This window comes from Mesorhizobium sp. M0019 (assembly GCF_040323975.1).
Classification (GTDB): domain Bacteria; phylum Pseudomonadota; class Alphaproteobacteria; order Rhizobiales; family Rhizobiaceae; genus Mesorhizobium.
Genome location: NZ_JAMYVK010000011.1, coordinates 70,639 through 96,446, shown reverse-complemented (window position 1 = coordinate 96,446; position 25,808 = coordinate 70,639). Strand labels below are relative to the sequence as shown.

24 protein-coding genes, 2 pseudogenes and 1 riboswitch are annotated in these 25,808 nt (G+C 61.5%); of the genes and pseudogenes, 22 read left to right on the top strand and 4 right to left on the bottom strand.

Annotated features, from left to right (window positions below; translation table 11 throughout):
• Window positions 1–78 precede the first annotated feature (78 nt).
• Complete coding sequence (locus NKK47_RS11060) at window positions 79–288, bottom strand: hypothetical protein (RefSeq protein WP_352576666.1); 210 nt, start codon at window positions 286–288, stop codon at window positions 79–81.
• A gap of 37 nt (window positions 289–325) precedes the next feature.
• On the opposite strand from NKK47_RS11060, the pseudogene NKK47_RS11055 reads away from it, so the two are divergent.
• Window positions 326–544: pseudogene (locus tag NKK47_RS11055) on the top strand (tyrosine-type recombinase/integrase); the annotation flags it as partial.
• A gap of 116 nt (window positions 545–660) precedes the next feature.
• Window positions 661–802 (top strand): annotated as a pseudogene (locus tag NKK47_RS11050) (transposase domain-containing protein); the annotation flags it as partial.
• A 138-nt stretch (window positions 803–940) separates the two neighbouring features.
• Here NKK47_RS11050 and NKK47_RS11045 read toward each other — a convergent pair.
• A complete protein-coding gene (locus NKK47_RS11045; protein WP_352576664.1) occupies window positions 941–1,255 on the bottom strand; it encodes a cysteine hydrolase family protein in 315 nt (104 codons plus the stop codon).
• Window positions 1,256–1,611: 356 nt separating this feature from the next.
• Here NKK47_RS11045 and NKK47_RS11040 point away from each other — a divergent pair, with 356 nt between their 5' ends.
• Together NKK47_RS11040 and NKK47_RS11035 are read left to right on the top strand one after the other, a co-directional pair.
• Window positions 1,612–1,965 carry a hypothetical protein gene (locus NKK47_RS11040; protein WP_352576662.1) on the top strand — a complete coding sequence of 118 codons (354 nt, stop codon included), beginning with the start codon at window positions 1,612–1,614 and terminating at the stop codon, window positions 1,963–1,965.
• Between the two features lie 118 nt (window positions 1,966–2,083).
• Entirely contained in the window at window positions 2,084–2,329 is a 246-nt protein-coding gene (locus NKK47_RS11035; RefSeq protein ID WP_084641544.1) for a DUF6074 family protein, read from the top strand.
• Between the two features lie 966 nt (window positions 2,330–3,295).
• On the opposite strand, the gene NKK47_RS11030 is transcribed toward NKK47_RS11035, so the two are convergent.
• Window positions 3,296–3,751: a YybH family protein gene (locus NKK47_RS11030; protein WP_352576660.1), complete on the bottom strand. Its 456-nt coding sequence runs from the start codon at window positions 3,749–3,751 to the stop codon at window positions 3,296–3,298.
• A gap of 1,144 nt (window positions 3,752–4,895) precedes the next feature.
• Here NKK47_RS11030 and NKK47_RS11025 point away from each other — a divergent pair.
• The 14 genes from NKK47_RS11025 (at window position 4,896) to NKK47_RS10960 (ending at window position 19,499) form a co-directional block, all read left to right on the top strand.
• The gene (locus NKK47_RS11025) at window positions 4,896–6,440 is read left to right on the top strand and encodes a Fic family protein (protein WP_502904987.1); all 1,545 of its coding nucleotides are present in this window, start codon (window positions 4,896–4,898) and stop codon (window positions 6,438–6,440) included.
• A 182-nt stretch (window positions 6,441–6,622) separates the two neighbouring features.
• Window positions 6,623–6,739, top strand: a riboswitch (TPP riboswitch).
• Window positions 6,740–6,843: 104 nt separating this feature from the next.
• Window positions 6,844–8,679 (top strand): phosphomethylpyrimidine synthase ThiC, encoded by a 1,836-nt coding sequence (gene thiC / locus NKK47_RS11020; RefSeq protein WP_352576656.1) that lies wholly within the window; start codon window positions 6,844–6,846, stop codon window positions 8,677–8,679.
• Window positions 8,676–9,677 carry a glycine oxidase ThiO gene (thiO, locus tag NKK47_RS11015; protein ID WP_352576654.1) on the top strand — a complete coding sequence of 334 codons (1,002 nt, stop codon included), beginning with the start codon at window positions 8,676–8,678 and terminating at the stop codon, window positions 9,675–9,677. The genes thiC and thiO overlap by 4 nt, the downstream gene beginning before the upstream one ends.
• On the top strand, window positions 9,646–9,843 hold the full coding sequence (thiS, locus tag NKK47_RS11010; RefSeq protein WP_352576652.1) for a sulfur carrier protein ThiS: 198 nt from the start codon (window positions 9,646–9,648) through the stop codon (window positions 9,841–9,843). Before thiO ends, thiS begins: the two co-directional genes overlap by 32 nt.
• A 1-nt stretch (window position 9,844) precedes the next feature.
• Window positions 9,845–10,618: a thiazole synthase gene (locus tag NKK47_RS11005; protein ID WP_352576650.1), complete on the top strand. Its 774-nt coding sequence runs from the start codon at window positions 9,845–9,847 to the stop codon at window positions 10,616–10,618.
• Complete coding sequence (locus NKK47_RS11000; RefSeq protein ID WP_352470532.1) at window positions 10,615–11,220, top strand: thiamine phosphate synthase; 606 nt, start codon at window positions 10,615–10,617, stop codon at window positions 11,218–11,220. Before NKK47_RS11005 ends, NKK47_RS11000 begins: the two co-directional genes overlap by 4 nt.
• Window positions 11,211–11,984 (top strand): hydroxymethylpyrimidine/phosphomethylpyrimidine kinase, encoded by a 774-nt coding sequence (locus NKK47_RS10995; RefSeq protein WP_352576648.1) that lies wholly within the window; start codon window positions 11,211–11,213, stop codon window positions 11,982–11,984. The genes NKK47_RS11000 and NKK47_RS10995 overlap by 10 nt, the downstream gene beginning before the upstream one ends.
• A gap of 853 nt (window positions 11,985–12,837) precedes the next feature.
• The gene (locus tag NKK47_RS10990) at window positions 12,838–13,563 is read left to right on the top strand and encodes a GntR family transcriptional regulator (protein WP_352576646.1); all 726 of its coding nucleotides are present in this window, start codon (window positions 12,838–12,840) and stop codon (window positions 13,561–13,563) included.
• A 3-nt stretch (window positions 13,564–13,566) separates the two neighbouring features.
• Entirely contained in the window at window positions 13,567–14,622 is a 1,056-nt protein-coding gene (locus NKK47_RS10985) for an ADP-ribosylglycohydrolase family protein (protein ID WP_352576732.1), read from the top strand.
• Complete coding sequence (locus tag NKK47_RS10980; protein ID WP_352576644.1) at window positions 14,619–15,605, top strand: PfkB family carbohydrate kinase; 987 nt, start codon at window positions 14,619–14,621, stop codon at window positions 15,603–15,605. The genes NKK47_RS10985 and NKK47_RS10980 overlap by 4 nt, the downstream gene beginning before the upstream one ends.
• A gap of 39 nt (window positions 15,606–15,644) precedes the next feature.
• A complete protein-coding gene (locus NKK47_RS10975) occupies window positions 15,645–16,706 on the top strand; it encodes an ABC transporter substrate-binding protein (protein WP_352576642.1) in 1,062 nt (353 codons plus the stop codon).
• Window positions 16,707–16,774: 68 nt separating this feature from the next.
• Window positions 16,775–17,644: an ABC transporter permease gene (locus NKK47_RS10970; protein ID WP_352540072.1), complete on the top strand. Its 870-nt coding sequence runs from the start codon at window positions 16,775–16,777 to the stop codon at window positions 17,642–17,644.
• Window positions 17,644–18,432, top strand: coding sequence for an ABC transporter permease (locus NKK47_RS10965; RefSeq protein ID WP_352576640.1), 789 nt, complete (start codon window positions 17,644–17,646; stop codon window positions 18,430–18,432). The genes NKK47_RS10970 and NKK47_RS10965 overlap by 1 nt, the downstream gene beginning before the upstream one ends.
• Entirely contained in the window at window positions 18,432–19,499 is a 1,068-nt protein-coding gene (locus tag NKK47_RS10960) for an ABC transporter ATP-binding protein (protein ID WP_352576638.1), read from the top strand. The genes NKK47_RS10965 and NKK47_RS10960 overlap by 1 nt, the downstream gene beginning before the upstream one ends.
• Before the next feature lie 548 nt (window positions 19,500–20,047).
• On the opposite strand, the gene NKK47_RS10955 is transcribed toward NKK47_RS10960, so the two are convergent.
• Window positions 20,048–21,319 (bottom strand): tyrosine-type recombinase/integrase, encoded by a 1,272-nt coding sequence (locus tag NKK47_RS10955; RefSeq protein ID WP_352576636.1) that lies wholly within the window; start codon window positions 21,317–21,319, stop codon window positions 20,048–20,050.
• 959 nt (window positions 21,320–22,278) lie between these two features.
• Between NKK47_RS10955 and NKK47_RS10950 the strand changes: the two genes are divergently transcribed.
• The 4 genes from NKK47_RS10950 to NKK47_RS10935 all read left to right on the top strand — a co-directional run bounded on the left by NKK47_RS10950 (window position 22,279) and on the right by NKK47_RS10935 (window position 25,593).
• A complete protein-coding gene (locus NKK47_RS10950; RefSeq protein WP_352576634.1) occupies window positions 22,279–22,596 on the top strand; it encodes a hypothetical protein in 318 nt (105 codons plus the stop codon).
• On the top strand, window positions 22,596–23,642 hold the full coding sequence (locus NKK47_RS10945) for a DUF7146 domain-containing protein (protein ID WP_352576731.1): 1,047 nt from the start codon (window positions 22,596–22,598) through the stop codon (window positions 23,640–23,642). Before NKK47_RS10950 ends, NKK47_RS10945 begins: the two co-directional genes overlap by 1 nt.
• 313 nt (window positions 23,643–23,955) lie before the next feature.
• Entirely contained in the window at window positions 23,956–24,891 is a 936-nt protein-coding gene (locus NKK47_RS10940; RefSeq protein ID WP_352576633.1) for a DUF2493 domain-containing protein, read from the top strand.
• A gap of 459 nt (window positions 24,892–25,350) precedes the next feature.
• Entirely contained in the window at window positions 25,351–25,593 is a 243-nt protein-coding gene (locus NKK47_RS10935) for a hypothetical protein (protein ID WP_352576631.1), read from the top strand.
• Window positions 25,594–25,808: the final 215 nt, after the last annotated feature.

Here is a 25,808-nt window from a genome sequence, read left to right as displayed (position 1 = left end):
TCCGGAATTACGTGGAGCGTCTGATTATGCGGAGTCCGCAGCGGCAATTGCTTGCCGCCTGCGGTATTTGAGCAGCGATCACTCGACATAATCTGCCGATCGGCTGACGGACTTCAGCACTGCCAGCAGCCTGGCGGGAGTGCGGAAGCGACCCGACTTGAGCGACGGGACGCCATCGCGGCAAGCGGTCGGCTCGGCCCGCAGGTAGATTTCAGTGCTTTGGAGGCTGGCGTGACCGAGCCAGAGCGAGACTTTGCGGACATCCCGGGTCGCCTGCAGCGTGTGCATGGCGCAGGTGTGCCGTCTATGTCGACCAAGACATAAGCGGCACACCGCCGCCGTGGAATTGCTGCAGGCCGGTGTCGATTGCTCGGTCATTGCCCTGTGGCTGGGCCATGAGACGATGGAAACGACGCTGATCTATCTTCACGCACATCTTGAGCTGAAGGAATCCGCACTCGCCAAGCTGAAGCCGTACGAACGCGCCAAAGCCGAGCGATTTCGACCAAACGACCGGCTTCTGGAATTCCTGAACGCCCTTTGAGCATGAGAACTATGCCGAGTGTCAACGACTGGCCTGCGGCCAAAAAACGGCGGGAGAAGCACGCTCTGACCGCCATGGTGAAAGAGGCACTCGGCATAGTTCGACGGTCGGCATAAACATGCAAACTTAACGGCATCGAGCCGCTCGGCTATCTCGCCGACGTCCTCACTAGGATCGTCAACGGCTATTAACAGCCGAATCGACGATCTCCTGCCATGGGCCTACGTCACCGCACCCAATCTCAAGGCCGTGATCTGAATTCGGGTGATACGCGGCCTCGCCAGTTCATTCGGCTAGTTCAAGACCCCCCCCTGAACTCGCTCCTCGATCGCCTTCAGGAAATGGTCGGACGTCGATGTCCATCCAAAGAGTATCTGCACGAGCGTGATCGAGGCGTCATGATTGCTCCTTGAGGCGTTCCCAGGAGATGGGCTCGCTAGTGCAATCCGTTAGCAGTATGCAGTGATAGTCCCTGAAGAAGGCATCCCGAATTGTCGACTCCACACACACGCTGGTCGTGCATCCTGTCACGATGAGGTGTTTGATGCCTGCGGTCTTCAGAACAGAATCGAGTTCGGTCTCGTAGAAACCGCTGAACCGCGTTTTGTAGAGGACGACATCCCCTGCCTCTGGCTTGAGGTCGTTAACGATATCTGTTCCCCAGGTGTCGCGGATCAGAATCCGGCCCTCGCTACCGTCCGGGGCTGTCATGCTCTCACCGACCCCAAAGCTCTGGAGATGTCGGATAGGTTGGGGGCGTCCGATGTCCCAAGGTCCGAGAGGTCGGAATAATACCCCATCTTCAGATAGACGATGGGCACTCTCAAATTGCGAGCGGCAGCTATTACGCTGGCAGTAGGGTCGACAGCCCGTTGAATCCCGGAGATATCGATTCCGGCTCTGTCGAACATTCCACCTTTGGAGCCGAGTCATTTTGCATGTCCACCACGAGAACTGCAGCGTTAGCGGGATCAATTGAAATAGGTTGAGGCTTCGCGTCTATGACAAGTGGCTGCATTTTTATCCTCCCACCAGCATGAGGGTCGCTCTTTGCGCCCTTGGTTATCATGATCGGCCACCTACATCGCGTCAACAAAAGCGGGAGCTACATCCTGCTTGGGAGCCCCAGGAACAGCGGTTATACTGCTGCGCGGGGCAATGAAGTCGATCGGCTGACGATGCCGGAGCGTGCCGGCTTGCTCCGTCGCGCAGCAGCGACGATCAAATCCTATTGTTACGACATCGGCTATTCCGGAACGCCAGCCAATGACACCGGCTCTGACGACGTAGTCTTCGATCTGGAATCGATTGGGAGCATTGTCGAGATTTTTCCGGCCCTGAAGAGCGGAGATCGGCCAATGTCCGCTCTTACCCATTCCTGCCCGACAGTTTGCGCCCAAGCCATCGCGCTCATTGGCTAATCGCGGCACCGTTCACCGCCCGCACAGAACTCTTACTACTACCAAAAAGAATACGCCGTTAACCAGATTTTCTAACCCGCCAATGCTTAATCGCGAGACTGAATGGGTGAGGTGATCGGTGTCAAACATAAGGGCGTTTCCGCTGTATCGGCGGCGGAAGTTGGTTGAGGGAGTTGCCCGCGTGCTGGAATCCAAGAACGGCGAGGAGGCGAATGCGTTCTGGCGCAGCACCGCCAAGACAATTCTCGTTCAGTTGTCCGAATCAGGAATTGCACCCGGGCGCGCCGAACAGGAAATTGGAACACTTCTTCATGCCGTCTTACGCGAGATAGCCAGCCGGAGTGCTGCGAAACGCACACACTAGCGTCGACTCACGACGAATGATTGCCGCTTGCAGACTCGACTAGGCTTCGCACATGTTACTGCACTGCTCCCGTCGAATGCCAGGTTTCTCACGCCTCATTGCAAATATGCGCAGCCGAACTGGCTCGGCTAAGCCGGTTTCGGCAAAAGGCAGGCAGCTAGCGCGGCTCCCGCCCAAAAAGCCGGTTTCGAATATTTCATTGTTTACTCCAGCTGGCACGTGCGCGGTGGCAGCCAGCTGGAAACCTAGCGGAGCCAACCAATTGAGATCGTGAAACACTCCACTTACGCCAATGGTTACGCTCGCTGCCTATCGCCGCGCTGGCCCTAATCACCGTCCGTCGCGGTCTATAATGGGTCGGCTGGCTGCTCCGCGTCGCAATGCTGAATGCCGAAGGACTGGCGCGGCCATGGACGGGCAAGCGCAGGTCCTGATGCGATGTTTGGTGAATCCGGTTTGCTGGGCTTGCATTCCATGGTGGCTCTATCGGCTGGAATAAGCTTCTGGCGGGCAGTGTCCGTTCGAATGATGCTTTTGCGTTGCCTTGAGCGCAAGTTTTTGGCCAGCCAGCCAGCGCCTCCTCTTAAGCATGCTGCTGGTCAAGGCCCAGCGGCCTCTAGCTGCTAGTCCCCCCTCAACCAAGCCGCTGGGCCATACCCGCTAGAGCGAAGCGTGCTGTCTCGCACATTAGCAATCCCTTGCTTAAGGCCGTGCACGCTCCAGACTCGTTTCATGAAGCGGGGAATTGGAATTGGTGACGTGGTCGCAATCACCGCGACTGATCAGCGATCCGCCAAATTGGCGGCAAATCCATTGGAAAGCGCGCCAGACCGAAGCTATACCGCGCGGTTAGCCGGTCCCCATCGTCCTGCCACTCGACAGCGCTGGCAATAGAGCACCAGATCCCGGTCAATACAGCCGCCCTACCCTTCGCAAGACGGTCGATGAGGGCCTGGATATCTATCCCTATTCGGCCGCACCTAAGTTCCAGATGTCCCGATGCAGGCGCCATGTCCCGTCGTCGCCCTTTTTCCAGACGACGAGATACTTGCCCGCGACGGTGGAGAGGGCGCCGCCTTTGCTCGGCACACCGAGCGTAAATGCGCCAACTTCGTAGGCGAGATTCCCGCTCCCTTCCACTTCCAGCGCCTTCAGGGTGAGATTCTTCATCCCGGCCTTGATTGCGCCCTGCCAGAATTCTTCCACGCCCTTGCGGTCATCGACGCGTTTGCCGTCGGGTGGCAGCAGGGCGGCATCGTCGGTATACATTTGACCTACCGCTGCTGCGTTTCCGCTGTTGAAGGCGTCCATGAATTTTACCAACGCCGCTTCGATGTCCTCACGAGCCGAGTGGGCGGCCGCAGACAATGCAGACGAAAGAAGCAGCACAGCAGCAAATGCAAATGACTGAACCAGTCTCATTTCGTCCTCCCTTGCGTGCCCGACATGCCCACCCGATGAATAGCGCCGACCCGAGGGCGCCGCGGCGTTCGATGGCCAGGCGCGGATTATATTAGACTTATCTGATATGACGGCGCAAGCGCAGCTGCGACCCTCTGAACGACCAGCGTAGCAGCTGCCGGAGAGCTTCAAAGCGGCGGCTACCGCCTCACTGCCCTCCTCGTCTCGACGAAAGAGTTCGTTCGAATGATGCTTTTCCGTGGCTTTGCTCGCAAGTTTTCGTCAGCCAGCACAGGGCCTCCTCTTACGCTCGCTGGTCGTCAAGGCCCAGCGGCCACTAGCTGACAGTCCCCCCGCAGCCAAGCCGCTGGGCCCCTCGACGTGGGGAACGAGCATTGGAGACGATGTCGCGCTTTCCGTTACAGCCCGAAGGCGGGTGACAGATGACCGCGTCAGCCTCTCCACCCCGAGCTACGATTTCACGCATTCGATCAGGCACAGCTCTCTCGGGCTAGCGCGCCAAGCATGAGTTAGCTCCCGAATGAGCAGGTGCCGCCCAGTTCAGCTTCGGCCCTTGCGCGCGCAAAGTATTGGGCGAGATCGATCGGCAGTCCGGCCGGCAAATTGGGGCAGCGATGGCGAGAATGAATGCCAAGAACTTCCCTTCGGTGCCGCTTCGTCGATCTGTTTGCCGAGAAGACGCGTGCGCTGCGTGCCGCCCCATACCGCAGAGAACTCACTTCAGGTCACACACACACGACGCCACCGAGATCCTGCATCACTTTTCTACTCCGACGCCGCCACGTCACCAAGATCAGTCGCGAGCGTGATCGCGGCTATCAAATCGGGATCGCGCGCCGGAGCGCTCTATGAGTGAGCCCCGAACGGCGCGCTGCTCCTCGAGCAATCCGGCTCGACGTAAGGCGGGCCATCCGTGCCGGCCTCGTGACTAAGAGACGGGCGAATGGCGGTTCCTGGACTCACCTTTTTGTCTGAAGTCGCTTCCTTGAGCCGGTGGCGGAGTTCTTGCTTGATCGACTTCAGCCCCGTTTTAGAATCGGTTTTCGGAAAATTTGTCTGGTGGCATCAGTTTTCATGGGATAGGATCATTTTTCATAGGCTTTGGCCGAACTAAATCAAAATTCGATGGAAGGATTCGCTTTTCATGCCTGCGATCCAACAGCACCAATTTTCAGGTCCTGTTACCGTTTTTCAGGAAATCCGCCTTCCTGAAACGGCGACCCCGGCCGGGTACAGCGCCCTGATCGGAGCCTACAGGCTCGCCGTGCCCTTGCCCCGTAGGTTGTTCGCCACTGGCGAGCATCATCGCATTACCGAACGGGATGGCTGGCGGATCATGACCCCCCGCCATGCCCCAAATCCTACCCTCGAAGGCCACCTGACCTTTGCGCTCAAGTACGAGGGACTGGACCTTGCCGTCCTCAAGCGGCTGTTCCAAGTGACCGGTCCCGCGCCGATCGAGGCGCTGGTCCGTGAAAGCCCGACCGGCAGTTATGCCCGCCGCATCTGGTTTTTATATGAATGGCTGAGGGGCGCGCGTATCGATCTGCCGGACGTGGAGGCCGGGCGATACATTCCGGTTGTCGATCCCGAGCTGCAGTGGCCGGGACCCGACAAGACCGCTTCGCGCTACCGCGTAAGGGACAATCTCCCCGGCACGCGTGAGTTCTGCCCTCTGGTGTTCCGCACCAAGATTCTCGAAAAATTCATCGGCCTTGAACTACCGCGGCGCGCGGAGGCAATCGTAGCGGACGTGCCGCGCGACCTCCTTGCTCGGACCGCCGCCTTTCTTTTGCTCAAAGACTCGCGATCAAGCTATGCGATCGAGGGCGAGCACCCGCCGCAAGATCGCATCCAGCGCTGGGGCCGCGCCATCGGCGAAGCCGGCCGCTGGCCGATCGATCGCGATGAGCTGCTGCGTCTGCAAAGAATTGTACTTGGCGACGCCCGTTTCGTAAGACTTGGCTTCCGAAAAGAAGGAGGTTTCGTCGGCGAGCATGACCGAGACAACGGCACGCCCTTGCCCGATCACATCGGCGCTCGGCCCGAGGACCTGCCGCGGCTAATCGATGGAATGGCAGCGTTCGATCAGGGCCCCGCGCAAAAGCTTGATGCAGTCGTAGCCGCCGCAATCCTCGCCTTCGGCTTTGTCTACATTCACCCGTTCGAGGACGGAAACGGCCGCATTCACCGCTACCTAATCCACCACGTTCTTGCCATGCGCGGCTTCAATCCGCCGGGAGTGGTCTTTCCAGTCTCGGCCGCGATCCTGGACCAGATCAACGAGTACAGGGGCGTGCTCGAGAGCTATTCGCAGCGCCTTCTGCCGTTGGTGGAATGGGAACCGACGCCGCAATTCAACGTCCGGGTGCTGAATGACACCGGTGATTTCTACCGGTTCTTCGATGCAACCCCGCACGCCGAATTCCTCTATGCCTGCGTTCAGCGGACGATCGAACGGGACCTTCCCGAGGAAACCGCATTTCTGCAGCGCTACGATCAGTTCCGGCAGCAGGTGGACGCCTTTATCGACATGCCCGAGCGGCTGAGCGATCTGCTCTTCCGTTTTCTTCACCAGAATGATGGACAGCTATCGAACCGCGCGCGCGAAAAGGAATTCGCCGCGCTGACCAGTGACGAGGCAGGAAGAATCGAGGCGATCTATGCGCAAACCTTTGGTGCCCATTGAAGGTGTGATCATCAGGATCGATTTTTAGTCCGACGGTTTGCGTTTCCCTTGTCCCTGCCTTCATCTCCGACGCTTGACTTGTCGCCGAGACATGCACGATTTTTTCCGCACGGTCTGACCGGCCGCCGATCAGCCGCGGCCACAACGCGCTTGACAAACCGGAGCCGTCCCGTCCAACCTCACGCATTCACCAGGGGAGTCCCGGCAAGGGGCTGAGATACTGCTGGCATTCGCGGCGCAGTGACCCGTTGAACCTGATCCAGTTCATACTGGCGTAGGGACGGTGCAAGCGCTTTGCGGGAGTTTACGCCCGAGGTCCTGTTTCGGCAGGTCGCTAGAAGCGTCTTTTCATCCTTCCGGCACAGAACTGGGTCTCCAATGCAACGAGCAAAGGAGCCTCAAGATGAATGCCCTCACCCCCGCCGTCTCGACGGGACCGCTGCCTGCCTCACGCAAAATCCACAAATCCGGTACCATCCACCCGCAGCTCAGGGTGGCGATGCGCGAAATCTCCGTCCATCCGGCAGCCGGCGAGCCGCCCGTCACCGTCTACGATCCGTCAGGCCCCTATACCGACCCGACTGTCGAAACCAGCATCGAAAACGGCCTTGCCCGGCTTCGCCACGAATGGATCATGTTGCGCGGCGATGTCGAAGCCTATGACGGCCGCCATGTCCGGCCCGAAGACAATGGATTTGTCACGGGCGAACGCCTAACGACGGAGTTTCCAGTCCGTAACCGGCCGCTGAGGGCCAAGTCAGGCAAGGCCGTGACTCAGCTTACCTATGCGCGCGCCGGCATCATCACGCCAGAAATGGAGTTCGTCGCCATCCGCGAGAACCTTGGTCGCGAGATCCTGCACGGCAAGCTTGAGCGCGACGGCGAGGCTTTCGGCGCGGCGATCCCCGACTTCGTCACGCCGGAGTTCGTGCGCGACGAGGTGGCGCGCGGGCGGGCAATCATTCCCGCCAACATTAACCACCCAGAGAGCGAGCCGATGATCATCGGCCGCAATTTCCTGGTCAAGATCAATGCCAATATCGGCAACTCCGCTGTCACCTCCTCGATGGCCGAAGAGGTCGAAAAGATGGTCTGGGCGATCCGCTGGGGCGCCGATACGGTGATGGACCTGTCGACCGGCCGCAACATCCACAACATCCGCGACTGGATCGTGCGCAACTCGCCGGTGCCGATCGGCACGGTGCCGCTTTACCAGGCGCTCGAAAAGGTCGGCGGCATCGCCGAGGACCTGACCTGGGAGGTGTACCGCGACACGCTGATCGAACAGGCCGAACAGGGCGTCGACTATTTCACCATCCATGCCGGCGTGCGGCTGCATTACATCCCGCTGACCGTTGACCGGGTCACGGGTATCGTCTCGCGCGGCGGCTCGATCATGGCAAAATGGTGCCTGCACCATCACCGGGAAAGCTTCCTCTACGAGCACTTCCCGGAGATCTGCGACATCTGCCGCGCCTATGACGTCTCCTTCTCGCTCGGCGACGGCCTTCGTCCCGGCTCGATCGCCGATGCCAACGATGCGGCGCAATTCGCCGAGCTGGAAACGCTTGGCGAGCTGACGAAGATCGCCTGGGCGAAGGATTGCCAGGTGATGATCGAGGGGCCCGGTCACGTGCCGATGCACAAGATCAAGCAGAACATGGACAAGCAGCTCGCCGTCTGTGGCGAAGCGCCGTTCTATACGCTTGGACCGCTGACCACCGACATCGCACCGGGCTACGACCACATCACCTCCGGCATCGGTGCTGCCATGATCGGCTGGTTCGGCACCGCCATGCTCTGCTACGTCACGCCGAAGGAACATCTCGGGCTTCCCGATCGCAACGACGTCAAGACCGGCGTGATCACCTACAAGATCGCGGCGCATGCCGCCGACCTGGCGAAGGGACACCCGGCGGCGAAGATCCGCGACGACGCGCTGTCGCGGGCCAGATTCGAGTTCCGCTGGGAGGACCAGTTCAACCTGTCGCTCGATCCCGAAACAGCGCGGTCCTTCCACGATCAGACCTTGCCCAAGGAGGCGCACAAGCTGGCGCATTTCTGCTCGATGTGCGGACCGAAATTCTGTTCCATGCGCATTTCCCACGACATTCGTGCCGAAGCGCAGAAGGAGGGCATGGCGGCGATGGCGGCGAAGTACCGCGAGGGCGGCGACCTCTACGTGCCGGCGGACGAGACCGGCGCACCGCTTTCGCCACAGGCGCATGAGCCATCATGAAGGTGCTGGTCAAAGGGGCCGGCGTTGCCGGCCTCACCGCCGCCTTCGAGCTCGCCGCAGGCGGCGCGGCGGTCACCGTTGCCGAGACAAGGCACAGCCTTGGCGGCAATGCGTCATGGTTCGCCGGTGGCATGCTGGCGCCCTGGTGCGAGCGTGAAAGCGCCGAGCAGCCGGTGCTGGATCTCGGACGCAACGCCGCAGACTGGTGGGATGCGGCGACGCCTGACCAGGTGACACGGGCAGGAACACTGGTCGTGGCCGCGCCGCGCGATGCGGGCGAGCTCGACCGGTTCGCCCGCCGCACGTCGGGCCATCGGTGGGTCGATGAAGATGAAATTGCGCTCCTGGAGCCCGACTTAGCCGGCCGCTTCCGCCGCGGATTGCTCTTCCCCGATGAGGGCCATCTCGATCCGCGCCAGGCGATGTCAGCACTTCATGACAAGCTCGTAGCCATGGGTGTTGAATTCCACTTCGGCGCCGACGCCCAGCATGTTTTTGGTTTCGATCGTCAGATCGATTGCACGGGAATGGCAGCCGCCGATGACAGGTTGCGTGGCGTTCGCGGCGAAATGCTGATCCTGCGCACCCCAGACATCTCGCTGTCGCGCCCGGTCAGGCTGCTGCATCCGCGCTTTCCACTCTATGCAGTGCCGCGCACCGACCACCGTTTCATGATTGGTACGACGATGATCGAGAGCCAGTCCGCTGGACCAGTCACGGCGCGCTCCATGATGGAGCTGCTGGGCACCGCCTATGCCCTCCATCCGGCCTTTGGCGAGGCTGAGATTGTTGAAACCGGTGTCGGCGTCCGTCCAGCCTTTCCCGACAACCTGCCGCGCGTCGAAACGAAGGGTGAGATCATCGCGATCAATGGGCTTTATCGTCACGGCTTTCTCCTTGCGCCCGCCATGGCGCGCCAGGCTGCCAAGCTGGTTTTCAGTCAAGACAGAACCAAGGAGCTTGCTCATGAAACTGATGGTCAACGGCGAAGCGCATGAGGTTGCCGCCACCACGCTGGCCGAACTACTTGCCGCGCTCGACTATGAAGGCGATTGGCTCGCGACGGCCGTCAACAGCGACCTCGTGCACAAAACCAACCGGGCGGAGTTCCAGTTGAGCGAGGGCGACCGGATCGAAATCCTCTCACCGATGCAGGGAGGCTAGCATGTTCGAGCTTCTCGGGACGACGCTTCCCTCTCGGCTGTTTCTCGGCACGGCTCAATATCCATCGCCCGCCATCCTTGCCGATGCGGTCCAGGCATCGGGCACGTCGGTGGTGACCGTGTCCCTGCGGCGTGAAATGGCCGGCGGCAGGGACGGCGAACAATTCTGGTCGTTGATCCGCTCGCTTGGCACAAGAATCCTGCCCAACACGGCCGGCTGCCACTCCGTCAAGGAAGCGGTCACGACCGCGCAAATGGCGCGCGAGGTGTTCGGGACGACCTGGATCAAGCTCGAGGTGATCGGCAACCACGACACGCTGCAGCCGGATGTGTTCGGACTGGTCGAAGCCGCCCGCATCCTGTGCGAGGATGGGTTTTCGGTATTCCCCTATACCACCGACGACCTTGTTGTCGCCGAGCGGCTGCTGGAGGCGGGCTGCAAGGTCTTGATGCCGTGGTGCGCACCGATCGGTTCCGCCCTCGGGCCGGTCAACATCATGGCGCTGCGCTCGATGCGCGGACATTTCCCTGATGTCCCGCTGATCGTGGATGCTGGTCTCGGACGGCCATCGCACGCGGCAACAGTCATGGAGTTCGGCTTTGATGCCGTGCTCCTGAACACAGCGGTCGCCAGGGCAGCCGAGCCAGTCGGCATGGCGCGCGCATTCGGCAAGGCAGTCGATGCCGGCCGTGAAGCCTTCCTTTCGGGAATGCTCGAACCCCGCGACGTCGCGGTGCCATCGACACCAACATTCGGCAGGGCGGTTTTCTCATGAAGCTCGATCCCTTCTACCTGATCGTCGACAGCGCCGCCTGGATCGAACGGCTGGTGCCACTTGGCGTCAAGCTGGTTCAGTTGCGCATCAAGGATAGGGACGAGGCCACGCTGCGGACGGAAATCCGCCGCGCGAACGGCGTCTGCGCGGTCCATGGTTGCCAACTGATCGTCAACGACTATTGGCGGCTCGCCATTGAGGAAGGCTGCGACTTCGTCCATCTCGGCCAAGAGGATTTGGCTGCGGCCGACCTGCTGGCGATTAAGTACGCCGGATTGAAGCTCGGGCTCAGCACGCACGATCATCTCGAGCTGGAAACGGCCATCGCTGCCGAGCCCGACTATATCGCGCTCGGCCCCATCTATCCCACCATCCTGAAGCAGATGAAATGGGCGCCGCAAGGGCTCGAGCGGATCAGCGAGTGGAAGCATCGGGTGGCGCCGATCCCATTGGTCTCCATCGGCGGCCTCAACCCCGACCGGCTCGACGGTGTCTTCGAGGCTGGTGCGGACAGCGCGGCGGTGGTCACCGACATCACGTTGAATGCCGATCCCGAAGCGCGCACGCGAGAATGGATCGAAAAGACAAAGCCATGGCGCTGAGGCGAGAACCGCATGTGCTCGTGGTCGGCGGATCAGACTCCAGCGGTGGGGCTGGAATTGCACGTGATATCGAGACGATCTCTTCCATTGGCGTGCGCACCTGCCTGGCTGTCACAGCGCTGACGGTGCAGACGCACGAAGCCGTGATGGAAATCCATCCTTCGCAGCCCGATCTTGTGGCCGATCAGATGTGCGCCGCGCTGCAGGCCAACAAGGTGGCGGCAATTAAGATCGGCATGCTCGCAACGGCTGAGATCGTCGTTGCCATTGCCGGCGTGCTGCGCGAAAATCCGCAGGTGCCGGCAGTGCTCGATCCGGTGCTGGCCTCGAGCTCCGGCCGGGGGCTTCTGGAAGCAGGTGCCATCGCTGCCATGAGGCGCGATCTGATGCCGCTTTGCTGCCTTGTGACCCCCAATCTCCTCGAGCTGGCGCTCCTTGTTGGTGCGGAACCGCCAGCCGACGAGAGCGACGCGGTGAGACTGGGACGGAAATTGCTGGCAGCCGGCGTGCCGGGCCTGCTGATCAAAGGGGGCCACGCATCAGGACCTCGATCAACCGATATTCTGTTGCGTTCCGATCAAGAACCAATCCGCTTCGACGCACCTCGTCTTGTCGCATCAATGCGCGGGACGGGTTGCATGCTGGCTAGCGCGATTGCGGCGCATCTGGCGAAGGCGAAGCCGCTCGAAGACAGTGTGCGCGAAGGCAAGCGGCTTGTCTTGGCCATGTTTAAGAAGAATGCAGCAGACCGACCAAACTTGTAAGATTTTCCAACTCTCGAAAGACACGCCTGCCTCTCGCGGGTCCGGGCTGGTAATTTCCCCTCGTAACTCACCTCACTCGACAGGAGTAGTTTGACGGCCTCGCCAGGCGGCGACCGCGAGATCAACGATGGCGAGGCGGCCGTCGTGCGCCGTATCTAGTGCGTTGTGTGGCATCCTTTCCCCACATCCGACTGCGATCCTGGAATTCACCTTGGTCGCGAGCTCCTGCTAAACGACGCCCCTCGACGGGAGCGGTCGATCCCGCGTCTCGGCTGCGGCGGCGCTAGGCTGACGCTCCTTAGGCCGTCCTGTTGAACCGGACTCGGGATCACGAACTGCCTCCGACAATGAATGGACATTGTCCGTCTTACGGCCATTTCATCGTCACCGCCGGTGTGCTCAAGCGATGCAGGCCATCCCTGTCATTCAAGGGATTATCGGCTTCGAAAAACAGTGAAGCTTCATCCGTCCTTGCATCCGCTTCGCTCAGGCTCAGCAGACGTCAGCAGGTTCTTCACCACGTTAAGAGCGAGGGCGTGTGGCTCAAGCCGGCTTGGCACGAGGGCCGGGAGGTGATCGCGGTGTTCGAGACCGAGCCGACGCGAAACCCAACCACTTTATGTGGCTCGAGTGGTGTGAAGGTCGGATCAGCTTCATTCGCGACTACCTCAATGCCCGCTATGTTGCCGATGATGCGGAGCTGGCGCTGGACGCCAGATCCCACGGCGACGGAACCGGCGACTATGCTCGTCGCGACGCCTAGTCAAGCCCGATAGCAGCTCCATGCGGCACTCGTTGACAAGCCTGCCGTGATATGAACAGGATTATACAGGCTCACTGAACAGGTACCCATATGAAGCGAAGCTCGGTTCAACTGTCTCCCGGCACGGGCAAGCCCGAACAGATCGCCACCGTTCTCGAACATGAAATCCGCTCCGGTGTTCTCGGCTTCGGCGACCGGCTGCAAAGCGAGAACGAGCTCGTCCATCGTTTCTCCGTCAGCCGCAACACCGTCCGCAAAGGCCTCGAGGAACTGTCCAGCCGCGGGCTGATCACCACCAAAGTCGGCATCGGCTCTTTCGTCACCTTCGATGGCAAGCCCGTTGATGACTCCATCGGTTGGTCGCGGGCGCTCGCCAATGCCGGCGCCAATGCAGAGACGCGGACGCTGCGGCTCGAGGTGATCGAGGATCCCGATCTTGCCGCACTGCTTGGTATAGAAAACCCGTTTTTCATCGCTGTCGACCGGGTGCGCACCAATGCCGGCGACGGCCACGCCATCTCCATCGAGCGCAGCCGCCTGCCATTGTCGCCGGAACTGGAGGACGTGCCGTTACGCGGGCTGCGCGAAGGCTCGCTGCACCAGACGCTGCGCGGCGCCGGCCTCATTCCCGACCATGGCGAGGAATGGGTCGGCATCGAAATGCTCAACGCCGAGGACTCTGCAATCGTCGGTTGCCCGCAAGGCACGCCGTTCCTTCGCGGTCGCCGGTTGACCCGCGCCGCCGATGACCGGCCGATCGAATATGTGACCAGCCTGCTCAACCCGGCGCATTTTGCGCTGCATATGAGGTTCTGAGTGATGCCGGACGACATGGGGAACATGACCGATCGGGCGGTGGGGGCGCTTGTCGGCGGGGCACTGGGAGATGCGCTGGGCATGCCGACGCAGCTTTTGTCGCCGGCCCGGATTGCCGAACTCTACGGCCATGTAGAGGGCTTCATTGCTCCTTTCGCCGACCATCCGGTGTCGAAGGGGCTCGCCGCTGGAACGATCACCGACGACACCGAACAGGCGCTTCTGCTTGGCCGTATCCTGGTCGAATCCGGCAACCGCTTCGATCATGCCCGGTGGGTCAACGCGCTGCTCGACTGGGAGCGCGACGTCAAGGCGCGCGGCAGCTACGATCTGCTGGGACCATCGACCAAACGCGCCATCGACGCCATCAACAATGGCGTGTCGGCCGAGGAAGCGGGGCGCAGCGGCGACACAAATGGTGCGGCCATGCGCATCGCGCCGGTCGGCATCATGATGCCGCCGGAGCCGCTGGACGCGCTGGTCGCCAAAGTTGCCGAGACATGCCGGGCCACGCACAACACCTCGATTGCCATTGCGGCCGCAGCCGCCGTTGCGGCGGCCGTCAGCTGCGGCGTCGCCGGCGGCGACTGGCGCGCCGCTTCCGACAGCGCCATCGCCGCGGCGAGGTGCGGAGCAACGCTCGGCTATTGGGTGACCGGCGGTGACATTGCCGCGCGCATTGGGTGGGCGCAGGAGCTTGTGCGCGGCAAGGCGACGAAGGACGCGATCCGGCTGATCACCGATCTGGTCGGCACCGGCGTCGCCAGTCAGGAGTCCGTTCCGGCTGCATTCGCGGTGCTGGAAGTCGCCGGTGGTGATCCCTGGCAAGCGGCGGTCATCAGTGCCAATCTCGGTGGCGACACCGATACGATCGGCGCCATCGCCACCGGCATGGCCGGCGCCTGCACCGGCTTTTCCCGACTGCCTCAGAACCGCATTGCAGACCTCAAGGGCATCGACATTGCGGCGGTTGGCGCGCTCACCGCCGACCTTGTTGCGGCCCGTATATCCAAGCGCCGTGCCGACAGGACGGGTCCCGGCAAGGATGCGGCGGCATGAGTGGGCGTCTCGTCCATGTCGGCAGCGCGGTGGTCGACTATGTCTACCGCATCGACGCCTTGCCGGCGCCGGGTACGGAGAAGACGGCGTCGAGCTACACGCAAGTCGCCGGCGGCGGCTTCAACATGATGGTCGCGGCCAGCCGCACCGGCATGAAGGTGGTGTTCGGCGGCCAGCTCGGCAGCGGACCCAATGGCGACTTCCTGCGCGCGGCCTTAGCCAGTGAGGGGATCGAGACACTGACGACGCCATCGCCAGTCATCGACAGCGGCAATTGCGTCGCCATGATCAGCAGCGATGCCGAGCGCACCTTCGTCTCGTGGCCTGGTGCGGAGAGCTTGCTCAGCCTTGACATGATGGCGCCCGTCTCGGTCGCGCCGGGGGATTGGGTGTTCACCTCCGGCTATACGCTTAGCTATCCGGGAAGCCGAGACGCGCTTGTCGACTGGATCGAGGCACTTCCGGCCGACACACCGCTTGTCCTCGACCCGACACCTGTCGTCGTCGACATTCCCCGCCCTATCCTGCCTCGGATACTCGCCCGCACCACCTGGTTGAGCTGCAACAGGATGGAAGCGGCCGCGATTGCCGGTCCGGGCGACGTCGAGACACTCGCGTCACGGCTTCTTAGCGACCACTCCCCGAAGGCCGTCGGCGTCGTTATTCGCGCCGGAGCGAAAGGCTGCCACATACGGCTGGCCGATGGCTCGGCGCAAACGAGTGCCGGCTTCGAGGTCAACGCCATCGACACTAATGGCGCCGGCGACACCCATATCGGCGCTTTCGTCAGTGCGCTGGCGCGCGGCGCGCCGCCTTTTGAAGCAGCGCGCTACGCCAATGCGGCGGCGGCCATTTCCGTCACCCGCCACGGTGGTTCATCAGCGCCGACCGACCACGAGATCCAGACATTCCTAAGCCATGCCGGCGGTCCGCCGATCGGCCTCCATGGCCGGAAGCAAGAGGCCAAACACCCGACAGCCTGACAAAGCCCGGGAAGCGGGCAAACACAGAGAGGAACGAACATGCGCATGCCCGACTTGACTGCCCTGCTGACGGCGACCGCCGTCTTCACCTCCGCACTCGCATTTGCCGCCAAGGCCGACGAGGTGCACGTACTCAACTGGAAGGGCTACGGCGCCGACGAGCCGTGGGCCATCGAAGCCTTCGAGAAGGCGACCGGCAACAAGGTCGTCAACGATTTTTTCAATTCCGAACAGGAGATGCTGACCAAGCTCAGGACCAATCCCGGCCTTTACGATGTCGTCATGATCAACGCCGCCTTCAACGACCAGGCGATGGCGGAAAAGCTGATCCAGCCGATCGACACGTCCAAGCTGCCGAACTTTCCCGACATCAGCAAGGACAAGGCCGGATCGCCGATGCTCGTCCATGACGGCAAGGTCTATGGCGTGCCGTGGGTCTGGGGGCTGACGGCGCTCGCCATCAATGAACAATCCTTCGATAAGCCGCCGACGAGCATCGCCGAAATGTGGGATCCCGCTCACAAGGGCCGCGTCACCATCCGTGATGATGCCGTCGAGGCGGTTCAGTTCGGCGCCATTGCCACCGGCCAGAACATCAACGACATCAAGGATATCGAGGCGGTCAAGGCGAAGCTCACCTCGCTGATGCCGCAGATCAAGACGTTCTGGAGCTCGGAGAACGACTGGAACCAGATGGCTGCCTCTAACCAGATCGACATCGGCACCTATTGGAGCGGCTCGGCCGACCGCGCCAAGACCCATTTCAAGCTGCCGGTCTCGCTCGTGATCCCGCAGGAGGGCGCTGTCGCCTGGCTCGACGCCTTCTCCATTCCGGTCGGTTCCAAGAATGTCGCCGGGGCGCAAGCCTTCATCAACTACATGATCGACCCGAAGTTCTATGTCGAATGGGTCACCAAGGTCGGAGCCCCGGTATCCGCCAACACCAAGGCTGTAGAAGCACTTCCCGGGGATGCGTTCAACCGCAAGGTGATGGGTGACCCGGCAGTCGCCAAGCGCATTCAGTTCCAGGCGCCGATCACAGACGCCCAGCGCGAAACCTATCTGTCGCTCTGGCAGCAGCTCAAGGTCGACGTGAAGTAACAGCAGAAGCCGGGATCAGCCGACCATCCATGTCGGCTGATGCTTCCCCATCCTGGGAGGAGGATGTCATGGCAGCACAGGTTGCGGCCGCGTCGCGCAGCGGATTGAGATCGGCCTTGCCACTGCTGGCGCCTGCCTATCTCTGGCTGACGGTTGCGATCTTCCTGCCGCTCTCAGCCATGGTCTTCTTCTCCTTCATGACCGACCTGCCGCTGTCGGGAAAGCCGTGGGCGTTCACGCTCGAAAACTATGCCGCCTTCTTTTCACAAAGCCTTTATCTGACATTGCTTTTGGCCTCGCTGCGCCTCGGCCTCGAGGTGACGCTGTGGTGCATCGTCATCGGTTATCCCGCCGCTTATGTGCTGGCCAAGGTGCTGAAAGGCCGCAGCCGCGAGGCGATTTTCCTGCTCGTCATCCTGCCGTTCTGGTCGAACGGGCTGGTGCGCATCTTCTCCTGGGCGATGGTGCTGCGTGAAGGAGGCATGCTCGACACCGCGCTGAACGCCGTGCTGCCGTTCAAGATCAACATCGACCTGATGTATTCCTATCCGGCCGTCATCATCGGGCTGGTGCACTCCTACGTGCCTTACATGGTGCTGACCTGCTACTTGACCCTGCAGGCCATCGATGACTCGCTGATCGAGGCCGGGCGCTCGCTCGGCGCCTCGCGGCTGCAGGTGTTGAATCGAGTCATCATTCCGCTGTCGATGCCGGGGCTGGTGGCGGGCGCAGCGCTCGTCTTCGTCCCGGTTGTTGGTTCGTTCATGGAACCGCGCATCCTCGGCGGCCGTACCGGCACCTTTTACGGCACTGTCATCGAGGACCAGTTCGTCGCCGTGTTCAACTGGCCGCTGGGTGCTGCGCTCTCCTTTATCCTGTTGGCCGTCGTGCTGGTCATCCTGGCGGTTGCCTCGCCGGTGCTGCGGAGGGCTACGTGATGGCGACGACACGTGCTCTCGAATGGCTCGGCCGCCTCTACATCTGGCTATTGCTCGCCTTCCTCTATGTGCCCGTCGTCATCATGGCGCTGATGTCTTTCAACGTTTCGCCCTTCTACCAGCTGCCGTTCGAGTGGACGACGGAATGGTATGTCTCGCTGTGGCAGAACGCCCAGCTTATCTCAGCCACCTGGAACAGCGTCGAAATCGCAGTCATCAGCACCATCATCTGCGTCGTGCTTGGCTCGGCCGCGTCACTTGCGCTCTACCGCTATGAGTTTCGTGGCAAGAAATTCCTGCAGGCGCTGCTGTTTCCGCCAATCGCCATTCCGTGGCTGATAACCGGCACGGCGATGTTGATCTTCTTCTTCGGCGTCGGCATTGGGCGCGGCCTGTTCGCCATCCTGCTCGGGCACGTCGCGCTTGCGCTGCCCTACGTCATTGTCGTCGTGTCGGCCCGACTGCAGACCTTCGCGCCCGAGTTGGAAGAGGCGGCGCGCTCGCTCGGCGCCAATCAATGGCAGGTGACGAACCGCGTCACGCTGCCCTGGATCATGCCGGGCGTCATTGCCGGCGGGCTGTTCGCCTTCGCCGTGTCCTTCGACCAGTTCGTCGTATCCTACTTCCTGTCGACGCCCGGCCAGACGACGCTGCCGGTCGAAATCTACGCCGCGATCCGCAAGGGATTCACACCCGAGATCAATGCGGTCTCGACGATCATCATTGTCGTGTCGATGGCACTGATGCTGCTGACGGCGCGCTTCTTCAAATTCGGCGGAGAGAAGTAATGGCTGGCGTCCAAGTAGCGAACGTGTCGCGTGCTTTCGGTGCCCATAAGGCGCTGGACGATGTCTCCATCGATTTCGCCGACGGCGGCTTCTATGCCCTGCTCGGGCCGTCAGGCAGCGGCAAGACCACGCTGCTGCGACAAATCGCGGGCTTCGACTTTCCCGATTCCGGCCGCATCACCATAGGTGGTGAGAGCGTCGAACGGGTGCCAGTCGAAAAACGGCGCATCGGCATGGTGTTCCAGAACTACGCCCTGTTTCCCAATATGAGCGTCTCCGACAATATCGCCTTCGGCTTGTCGGTGCGCGGCGAGCAAAAGGCGGTGATTGCCAGCGAGGTGCAGCGAGCACTCGACCTCGTGCAGCTCAGCAGGCTCGGCGGCCGACGGCCGCACCAGCTGTCCGGCGGCCAGCGCCAACGGGTGGCGCTCGCTCGCGCGATTGTCATCCGGCCGCGCGTGTTGTTGCTCGACGAGCCGCTCGGGGCGTTGGACAAGGCGCTGCGGGTCGACATGCAGATCGAGCTCAAGCGCATCCAGCGCGAGATCGGCATCACCACCATCTTCGTCACCCACGATCAGGAAGAAGCGCTGACGATGAGCGACCGTATCGGCATTCTGCGCGATGGCAAGCTAGTGCAGGAAGGCCCGCCCGAGGAGATCTACGATCGGCCGACGAGTGAGTTTGCCGCCACCTTCCTGGGCGACGCCAACATCCTTCGCGGCGACAGCACGGGCAACGGCATCCGGCTGCCGGACGGCACAGCGATTGCCGTCGGCTCGGGTACCAAGCTTGCCGCTGGGGCCAAGGCAAGCTGCGCCGTGCGGCCCGAACGCATCCGCATCTTCACCGATGCCGAGGCTCCGGATGCGGCCAACGCGAATCTGCTGCGAGGCCAAGTATCGAAGCGCATCTTCGCCGGAAATAGCAGCACCTACTTTGTCGAGCGTGCTGGCCAGACGCTCAAGGTGATTGTGCAGAACACCGGCGCTGTTAGGCTGGCGGAAGGTCAGGATGTCGTGCTGCATTGGTCGCCGGAAAGCACGGTCTTGATCGTCGCGGGGTAGCAGGCCAGAGATACACCACTGACCGACTCAGATGGGGCTTTTGTGATGGCAAAAGATTGCGACCTCCTGGTTGAGGTCCGCGCCAGAAACGCCGATACGTCCCGCCTACGAGACCATCGCAATTTTTTGGTGGTCTTGCGGCCCGGAGCAACCGATCCCGGCAATGATGATGGACAACGACATGGTTGGCATCGCCAAGGTCTTGCCGATTGACAGTTTCACTCAGAAGCGGTGCGCCGGGCTTGCGGCTAGTGCGCCGTTTGCTGCTGTTTTGAGATTTGGCCAGGCGCGTATTCATTGGCCTCGAAGACAAGCCTCCGTCAAGCCAGGCATCACGATCTTTGCCTCTAATCCTCCCACATTCAATGTCGCTTTCGGGACCCGGCAAACCGATCCAAGGCATGGCTGCGAGCACGCGCCCTGGGGAGCCGGAGTAGACCTTTGAGCGGGGTGCGGATGGCAGTTTTGAACGTGCGATCCCATCGTCCCGAACGATGTGGATTTACCAGCAAGTCGTTATTGTTCCTGGGCTCCTTCGCCACGTTCGCTCACGACTGGTCGCGTTTCCTTTCGCCGTTTCTGTGGGAAACCTGTGGGATGAGCACACCGCGTTCGTGTCTTGTGATTTGAGTTATACTCGGAACGGTTTGCGGCGACTTGGAGAAAACTGGCTTCTTCGTGATCTTCTCGGCGGCGTCTGCCAAGAAATTAGGATGATGATGGCCGTAAGTTTCCATCAGGACATCCACTGTAATGCCAAGAAAGCCCGCAGCCTGCCACATATTGGTGCCGGCCTGCATCATCCAAGTCGCCGCGGTGTGGCGGAACACGTGCGGAGTAACGTCGGGCCCTAGGCCGGCGATTTCGCGCGCCGTCTTGAAGCTCTTGTCTATCGACTGCACCGGCTTTCCATTCCATTCCACGACAAAATCCTGCGATATCTTGCGACCGATGTTCGCACTTTTGCCGCGCGATTTGGTCTCGATGTGAAGATCAGTGCGCGCCCAGCGCCGGAGGTGCGCCAGCAGCCGCTCGGGCAACGGTACAGGGGGTTGGCGCTTCTTGGTCTTCCTTGCGCCGGTGGCACCGCGATAGAAGATACCGCGGTCTAGGTCCACATGACCGCGCCCTTTCGTTGGGCGCATGGCGGCACCGCAGATTGCGGCCGAGCGCGTTCCTGTATAAAGTGCGACGAGGATGAAGCGCGCGAGATGTCGCCCAGTGCGCCTGCCACTCTCTTGGCCCTTCCATGTCTGCTTCATACGCCAAGCGGCCCAGATCAGTGCGGCCGCCTCACTGCGGGTCAACCAGCGTTCGCGGGCGGCGGCCTTGTCTGGCAGGGTGATGACCGGTGCGGCGGTTGTATGACCCTCCTTGCGGTAGTAGTTGATGGCGGCACGAAGATCCTCGAGTTGGCGGCGTGCCGCGGCTTCGGTGGGGCGCGACGCAATGTACTCGCGGCAGAGTTTGCCATTGATGGCGGCGAGAGTTTTTTCCCCGAAGAAATCAAGGACCTTGTCCAGCCGAGCCGCCGTCTCTTCTGGTGTCGCGTGCTTCGGTGCAACCTCTTTAAGGTAGAGGTTGACCACATCGGCAATTAAGACGTCCTCGGCTCCCCGCGCTCGGTGGTATTTGCTTCCGATGTAGGCGGCGAGCGCCTTTTCAGCTTCAGTTCCTGGACGGCCTTTTTCGCCGCCGCCAGCGCTGATGAAGCTGGTTCCATCGCGGATAAACCATCCAGCTTTGTTTCGGCGCGTTCCATCTTTTTTCCAGCTTTCGTCACGCCATACCAGGCGTGGCCCTTTCGAAGTCCACGGCATAGTTCCCTCATCCTCGCGATTGCCATCAAGCTCACGTATTCCTTTCCGGCGATTAGCTCCGTTTCAAGTCGACCGGCGTCACGTTCCTTGCGTAGGCCTGCTGCGCTCATCGAGCCGTCGGGAAAGGCAATTCGCGCAGCGATTTCGACGCGCAGTGGTGTGGTCTCGTCGAATTGGTCGGGGATTTTCATAAGAAGTCCTCAGCAGTTCTTAGGTCCGAGCTGTTCGCCGACCTCGTTGAGCACTCCGTCCTGTCTCGCCGTTCTGGACATGGTCCTGCCGGAGAACTCTTCTCCAAAAAACCGGCTGCGAAAACCGCCCGCCGGAGGTGCTGCCGCGAAGAGGCGCCTTCGACCTGTCAATCGGAGTGGTTGCGCAACAAGTCTATGGCTGGCCTCTGCTTCCAGTCCGGCCAGACACACTCCTAAAGGGATCCGACCATCGTTTCAGTATCGATACTGCCGGCAGGGCCTATTGCGTCGCAACGCCTGCGCCGCCCCGCGCCGCCTTCAGGCGAGCAGGGCAGCGGAGTATCTCCTTCGCTTCTTGGCTGGCAGCGTCATTGCTGGCGACGATTAGCGGCAGGCCGCCCGTGATGACCAACCACGTCCAAATCGATTTCCCGTCGCAAAAAGCGCTCTGTTCGCTCTCGAACTCAGCCGCATGCCCTCGGTGTCGCACGCCACAGCGCCGAAGGCGTGATGAAGAACGCAGATGCTTCCAATGGGGCGACCGGCCGCGCTCGTCGTTCATCGCCGCGCTGTGGTCCTTAATCGCTACTGCTGCACGTTTGTATGTTGCAGCCGCGTTTGTAAACAGGAACGCCGTCACTGAGTTGCTACCCCGCGACAACCTCGGTTGGCTGCCAAGCACAAGAGAACGAGGAGTGCCGGGATCTCCATGACGAGTTTGAAGGTCGAGAGAGAGGCTCTCGACTGCCCGTCTCGGAGTACATCCCGATGGCGACTATCCCTCAGAATATTACCCTTCTGTCCTCGCGAGACATTGCCTTCAAGAACGTGGTGTTCTCCATGTCCCAGGTCCGCGTCAAGGCTGACATCTGGATCGAGGACCTACCTGACCTCGCAGCTGAAGTGACGACCCACTCGCACCTCCTCGTGCGCAAGACCACCAGTGGTTGCATCGAGCGCCTTGCCGCCGAAATTCGCGCAGGGTCGGCCAGTCCCACTGAGCCGCAGGCGCCCGAACCCGCAATTCTGGGCAAGCTGCTGGAGCGCTATCCCGTGCAGCGCATCGACACGCGGGAGGGTGCATGATGCCCCGACACGACGCGTCCGAACTGGCCCACCGCCTGGGCCGACAGGCCGAAGCGGTTTGTCGCCACTATCTTTCGAACGGACATCGCGAGGGACGCTACTGGTTTGTTGGCGATGTCCGAAACACGCCGGGTCGCTCGATGTTCGTGCGGCTCGTCGGCTCGCAGAGCGGAAAGGGCGCAGCCGGCAAATGGACTGACGCGGCGACCGGGGAGCATGGCGATCTTCTCGATATCATCCGCGAAAGCCGCGGCTTGAGCGACTTCAGGGACGTCGCCCATGAGGCAATAGCTTTTCTCGGCCTACCGCACCCCGAACCAGAGCAGACCTCAATCCGGTCGAAGTTGCTGGCCGCGCCGTCGGAAATGTCGGAGAAAGCGCGTCGGCTGTTTGCGATGTCGCAGCCGATTGCGGGTACGGTCGTAGAGGCGTATCTGCGCAACCGCAGTATTACCGCTTTGCACGGGACCGGAAGCCTGCGTTTTCACCCGCGCTGCTACTACCGGCCCGACGAACAAGCGCCGACTGAGACCTGGCCGGCGATGATCGCTTCCGTCACCGATCTCGACGGCCATTTGACTGGCGTACATCGCACATGGCTTGATCCTTCCGGCAGGGGCAAGGCACCGGTCGGTACGCCGAGGCGCGCGATGGGCGATCTTCTCGGTCACGCGGTTCGCTTTGGCCTGCCGGGCGACGTCTTGGCGGGCGGCGAAGGCATCGAGACCGTCTTGTCGCTTCGGTGCATCCTGCCCGATATGGCCATGGCAGCGGCACTCTCGGCCGCCCATCTTGCTGCCATGCTGTTCCCCCTCACGCTGAGACGGCTCTACATCGTGGGCGACGCCGATCCAGCCGGTAACGGCGCGCGTGACACCTTGATCGAAAGAGCGAATGCTGCCGGGATCGAGCCGGTCGTGCTCTCGCCGGCACTTGGGGACCTCAATGAAGATCTCTGTATGCTAGGCGTGGATGCCGTTCGAGCAGCAGTCCGTGTTCAGCTCGCCCCGCAGGACATCGCCCGTTTCATGGCAGTGGCGGGATAACTCGGAACGAACAGCCTGTCCGCTGTCGCTTGCATTACTTGGATGCTCCTGAAGTCGGAGAGAACCGCGCCTGCGGGCCTTCGAGAGGGCGATCGGCCAGCAAACGACCCGGACCCGCAATGTCTCCGGCCGACTATTTTCCGGCGCGCTCCCCAAGGGAGCGCTTTCCATCGCGAAGCAAAATAGCCGGCCTTCACCCTCCTCCGCTGACACTCCGGCCCTTCGCTTCGCTGCGGGTGCAGGTCGGTCCCGTCCGCCGGCTTCCGTCGCCATGAAGGCCGCGAGGGTCGCGGTCCAACCGGCGGAGCATCCAATGAGCGAGCATGACGACTACGAACCACAGCACTCGTCTTCACCCATCGACCACGTCCTCACCGAACTCCAGCTCTATGGCGATCGTCCCTTCGTGGATGAGCCTGATCCTCGACCGCTTCCAGAGGGCCACTGCGTCGCCGGCGCGATCGCCGACATCTTCGACGCCCTCATCGTGGCACTGCAAGACACTCGCCTCGAGCCCGATCTCGACGATCTTCTGTGGTCGACCGTCAACATCTTTCACCGCGCCGCAGATCGGATCGAGCGCGAACTCGATCACAACGAGCAGGCGCAACGCCGCAGCCAGCGTGAGCAGGACGGCAGCGAAGTGAAATCCGTCGAGCTGGAACGCCTGACGGCCGAAGGGCAGACGCTGCTCGAACGCCAAAGCGCCTTCGAACTGATGCGTGATCAGGCCGCGGAGCACTACGAGCGCCACACCGGATCGAGTTGGCGACCGCGCAGCGGATCGATGGTCAACCATCGCAACATGACCTCTGCGCTGATCGACAGCCGCGATTTTCTCAGCGCAAAGAAACGCGCCTCGCAGGAAGTCCTTCTGCCACCTGGCCCGAAAATCGCCTTCACCGCTGGGCTCGACTTCAATGACCACCAGCTGATCTGGGCCAAGCTCGACCAGGTCCACGCCAGACATCCCGACATGGTCTTGATGCACGGGAAATCGCCGAAGGGTGGCGAAAAGATCGCCTCCTGTTGGGCAGACCGTCGCAAGGTACCCCAAATCGGCTTTGCCCCTGATTGGACAAAGCATGCCAAAGCCGCCCCGTTCAAGCGCAATGACACAATGCTGGAGGTGCTGCCGATAGGCGTCATCGTCTTTCCCGGGACCGGAATTCAGGACAATCTTGCAGACAAGGCAAAGAAGCTCGGCATCCCAGTCCTCGACTTCCGCCCCAAGGGAGGCGGCGCGTAAGCGCTGCCCGCCCCTACCCTTTTTTCGATTGTACGATACGGCCGCGATCGGGCAGCGCGTACTGTATTTGCAGCTCGCTGGAGTGCTTGGCCCGGGATGCCGGATCTCCGGCTCCCAGCGCCGCCTATAGCGCGACAATCAGAAACCGAGGCAATACGCGCAGCCGCCCGTCTTTTGCGATACTCAAGTCCACGCCCTAGCAAGGGCGCGCGACGCCGTCACACTTACCGTCAACGTCTCAGCTGCGTCGCAGCTGGCATCACAGCTGCGAATAAACGACGCCCGTTCAACCGAACAGGGGCTGGATCTGGGCGAACTCACCGAACAACCGGCGTGGGCAGGATGCTTTTTTCTGACCGGCCGTCGCATTGTTAGCGTTGTCGCTGACACGGCATCGCGCGACGCACAGTTCGAATCCACCACGGCGTGCCGGCTCGTTCCAAAGATAGCGCATATCCGGTGATGCACGTCAGCGGTGACTTTAACCATCACGTGCGTGTCTTAAGCGCGGTGCCGACAACAGCTTGCGACTTCGCAATGCCTGTACAGACGAGCATCGAGGCCGGTGATCGTCGGAGCCGGGATTTCGCCAGCGACGGTATCGCCAGGTTCTCCGTTGATGTCTCTATCTGGTGGGCCGCTCCAAACGGCCTCTTTAATGGGCTGATCTGGCCGAAGGTCGGCTGCGCCTCGATCGCCTAAGCCGCAATGGCGCCGATCGACTTTCTTCCCCTGCCGGCTGCGCCATCATTCCTCGCCAAACAACAAAGTCGCTTGGCTGCCATCCTCCGCTGGCGCTGCGGTCGCAAGCGATGCGGCGTCGATCGCCTCCGGCCCGCCGATCGCCATCGAGATCCTATGAGTAAGGCTGGCGACCTGCTCTGATGCCGCAGATGTTGTTGGCCGTTGCGGAAAGG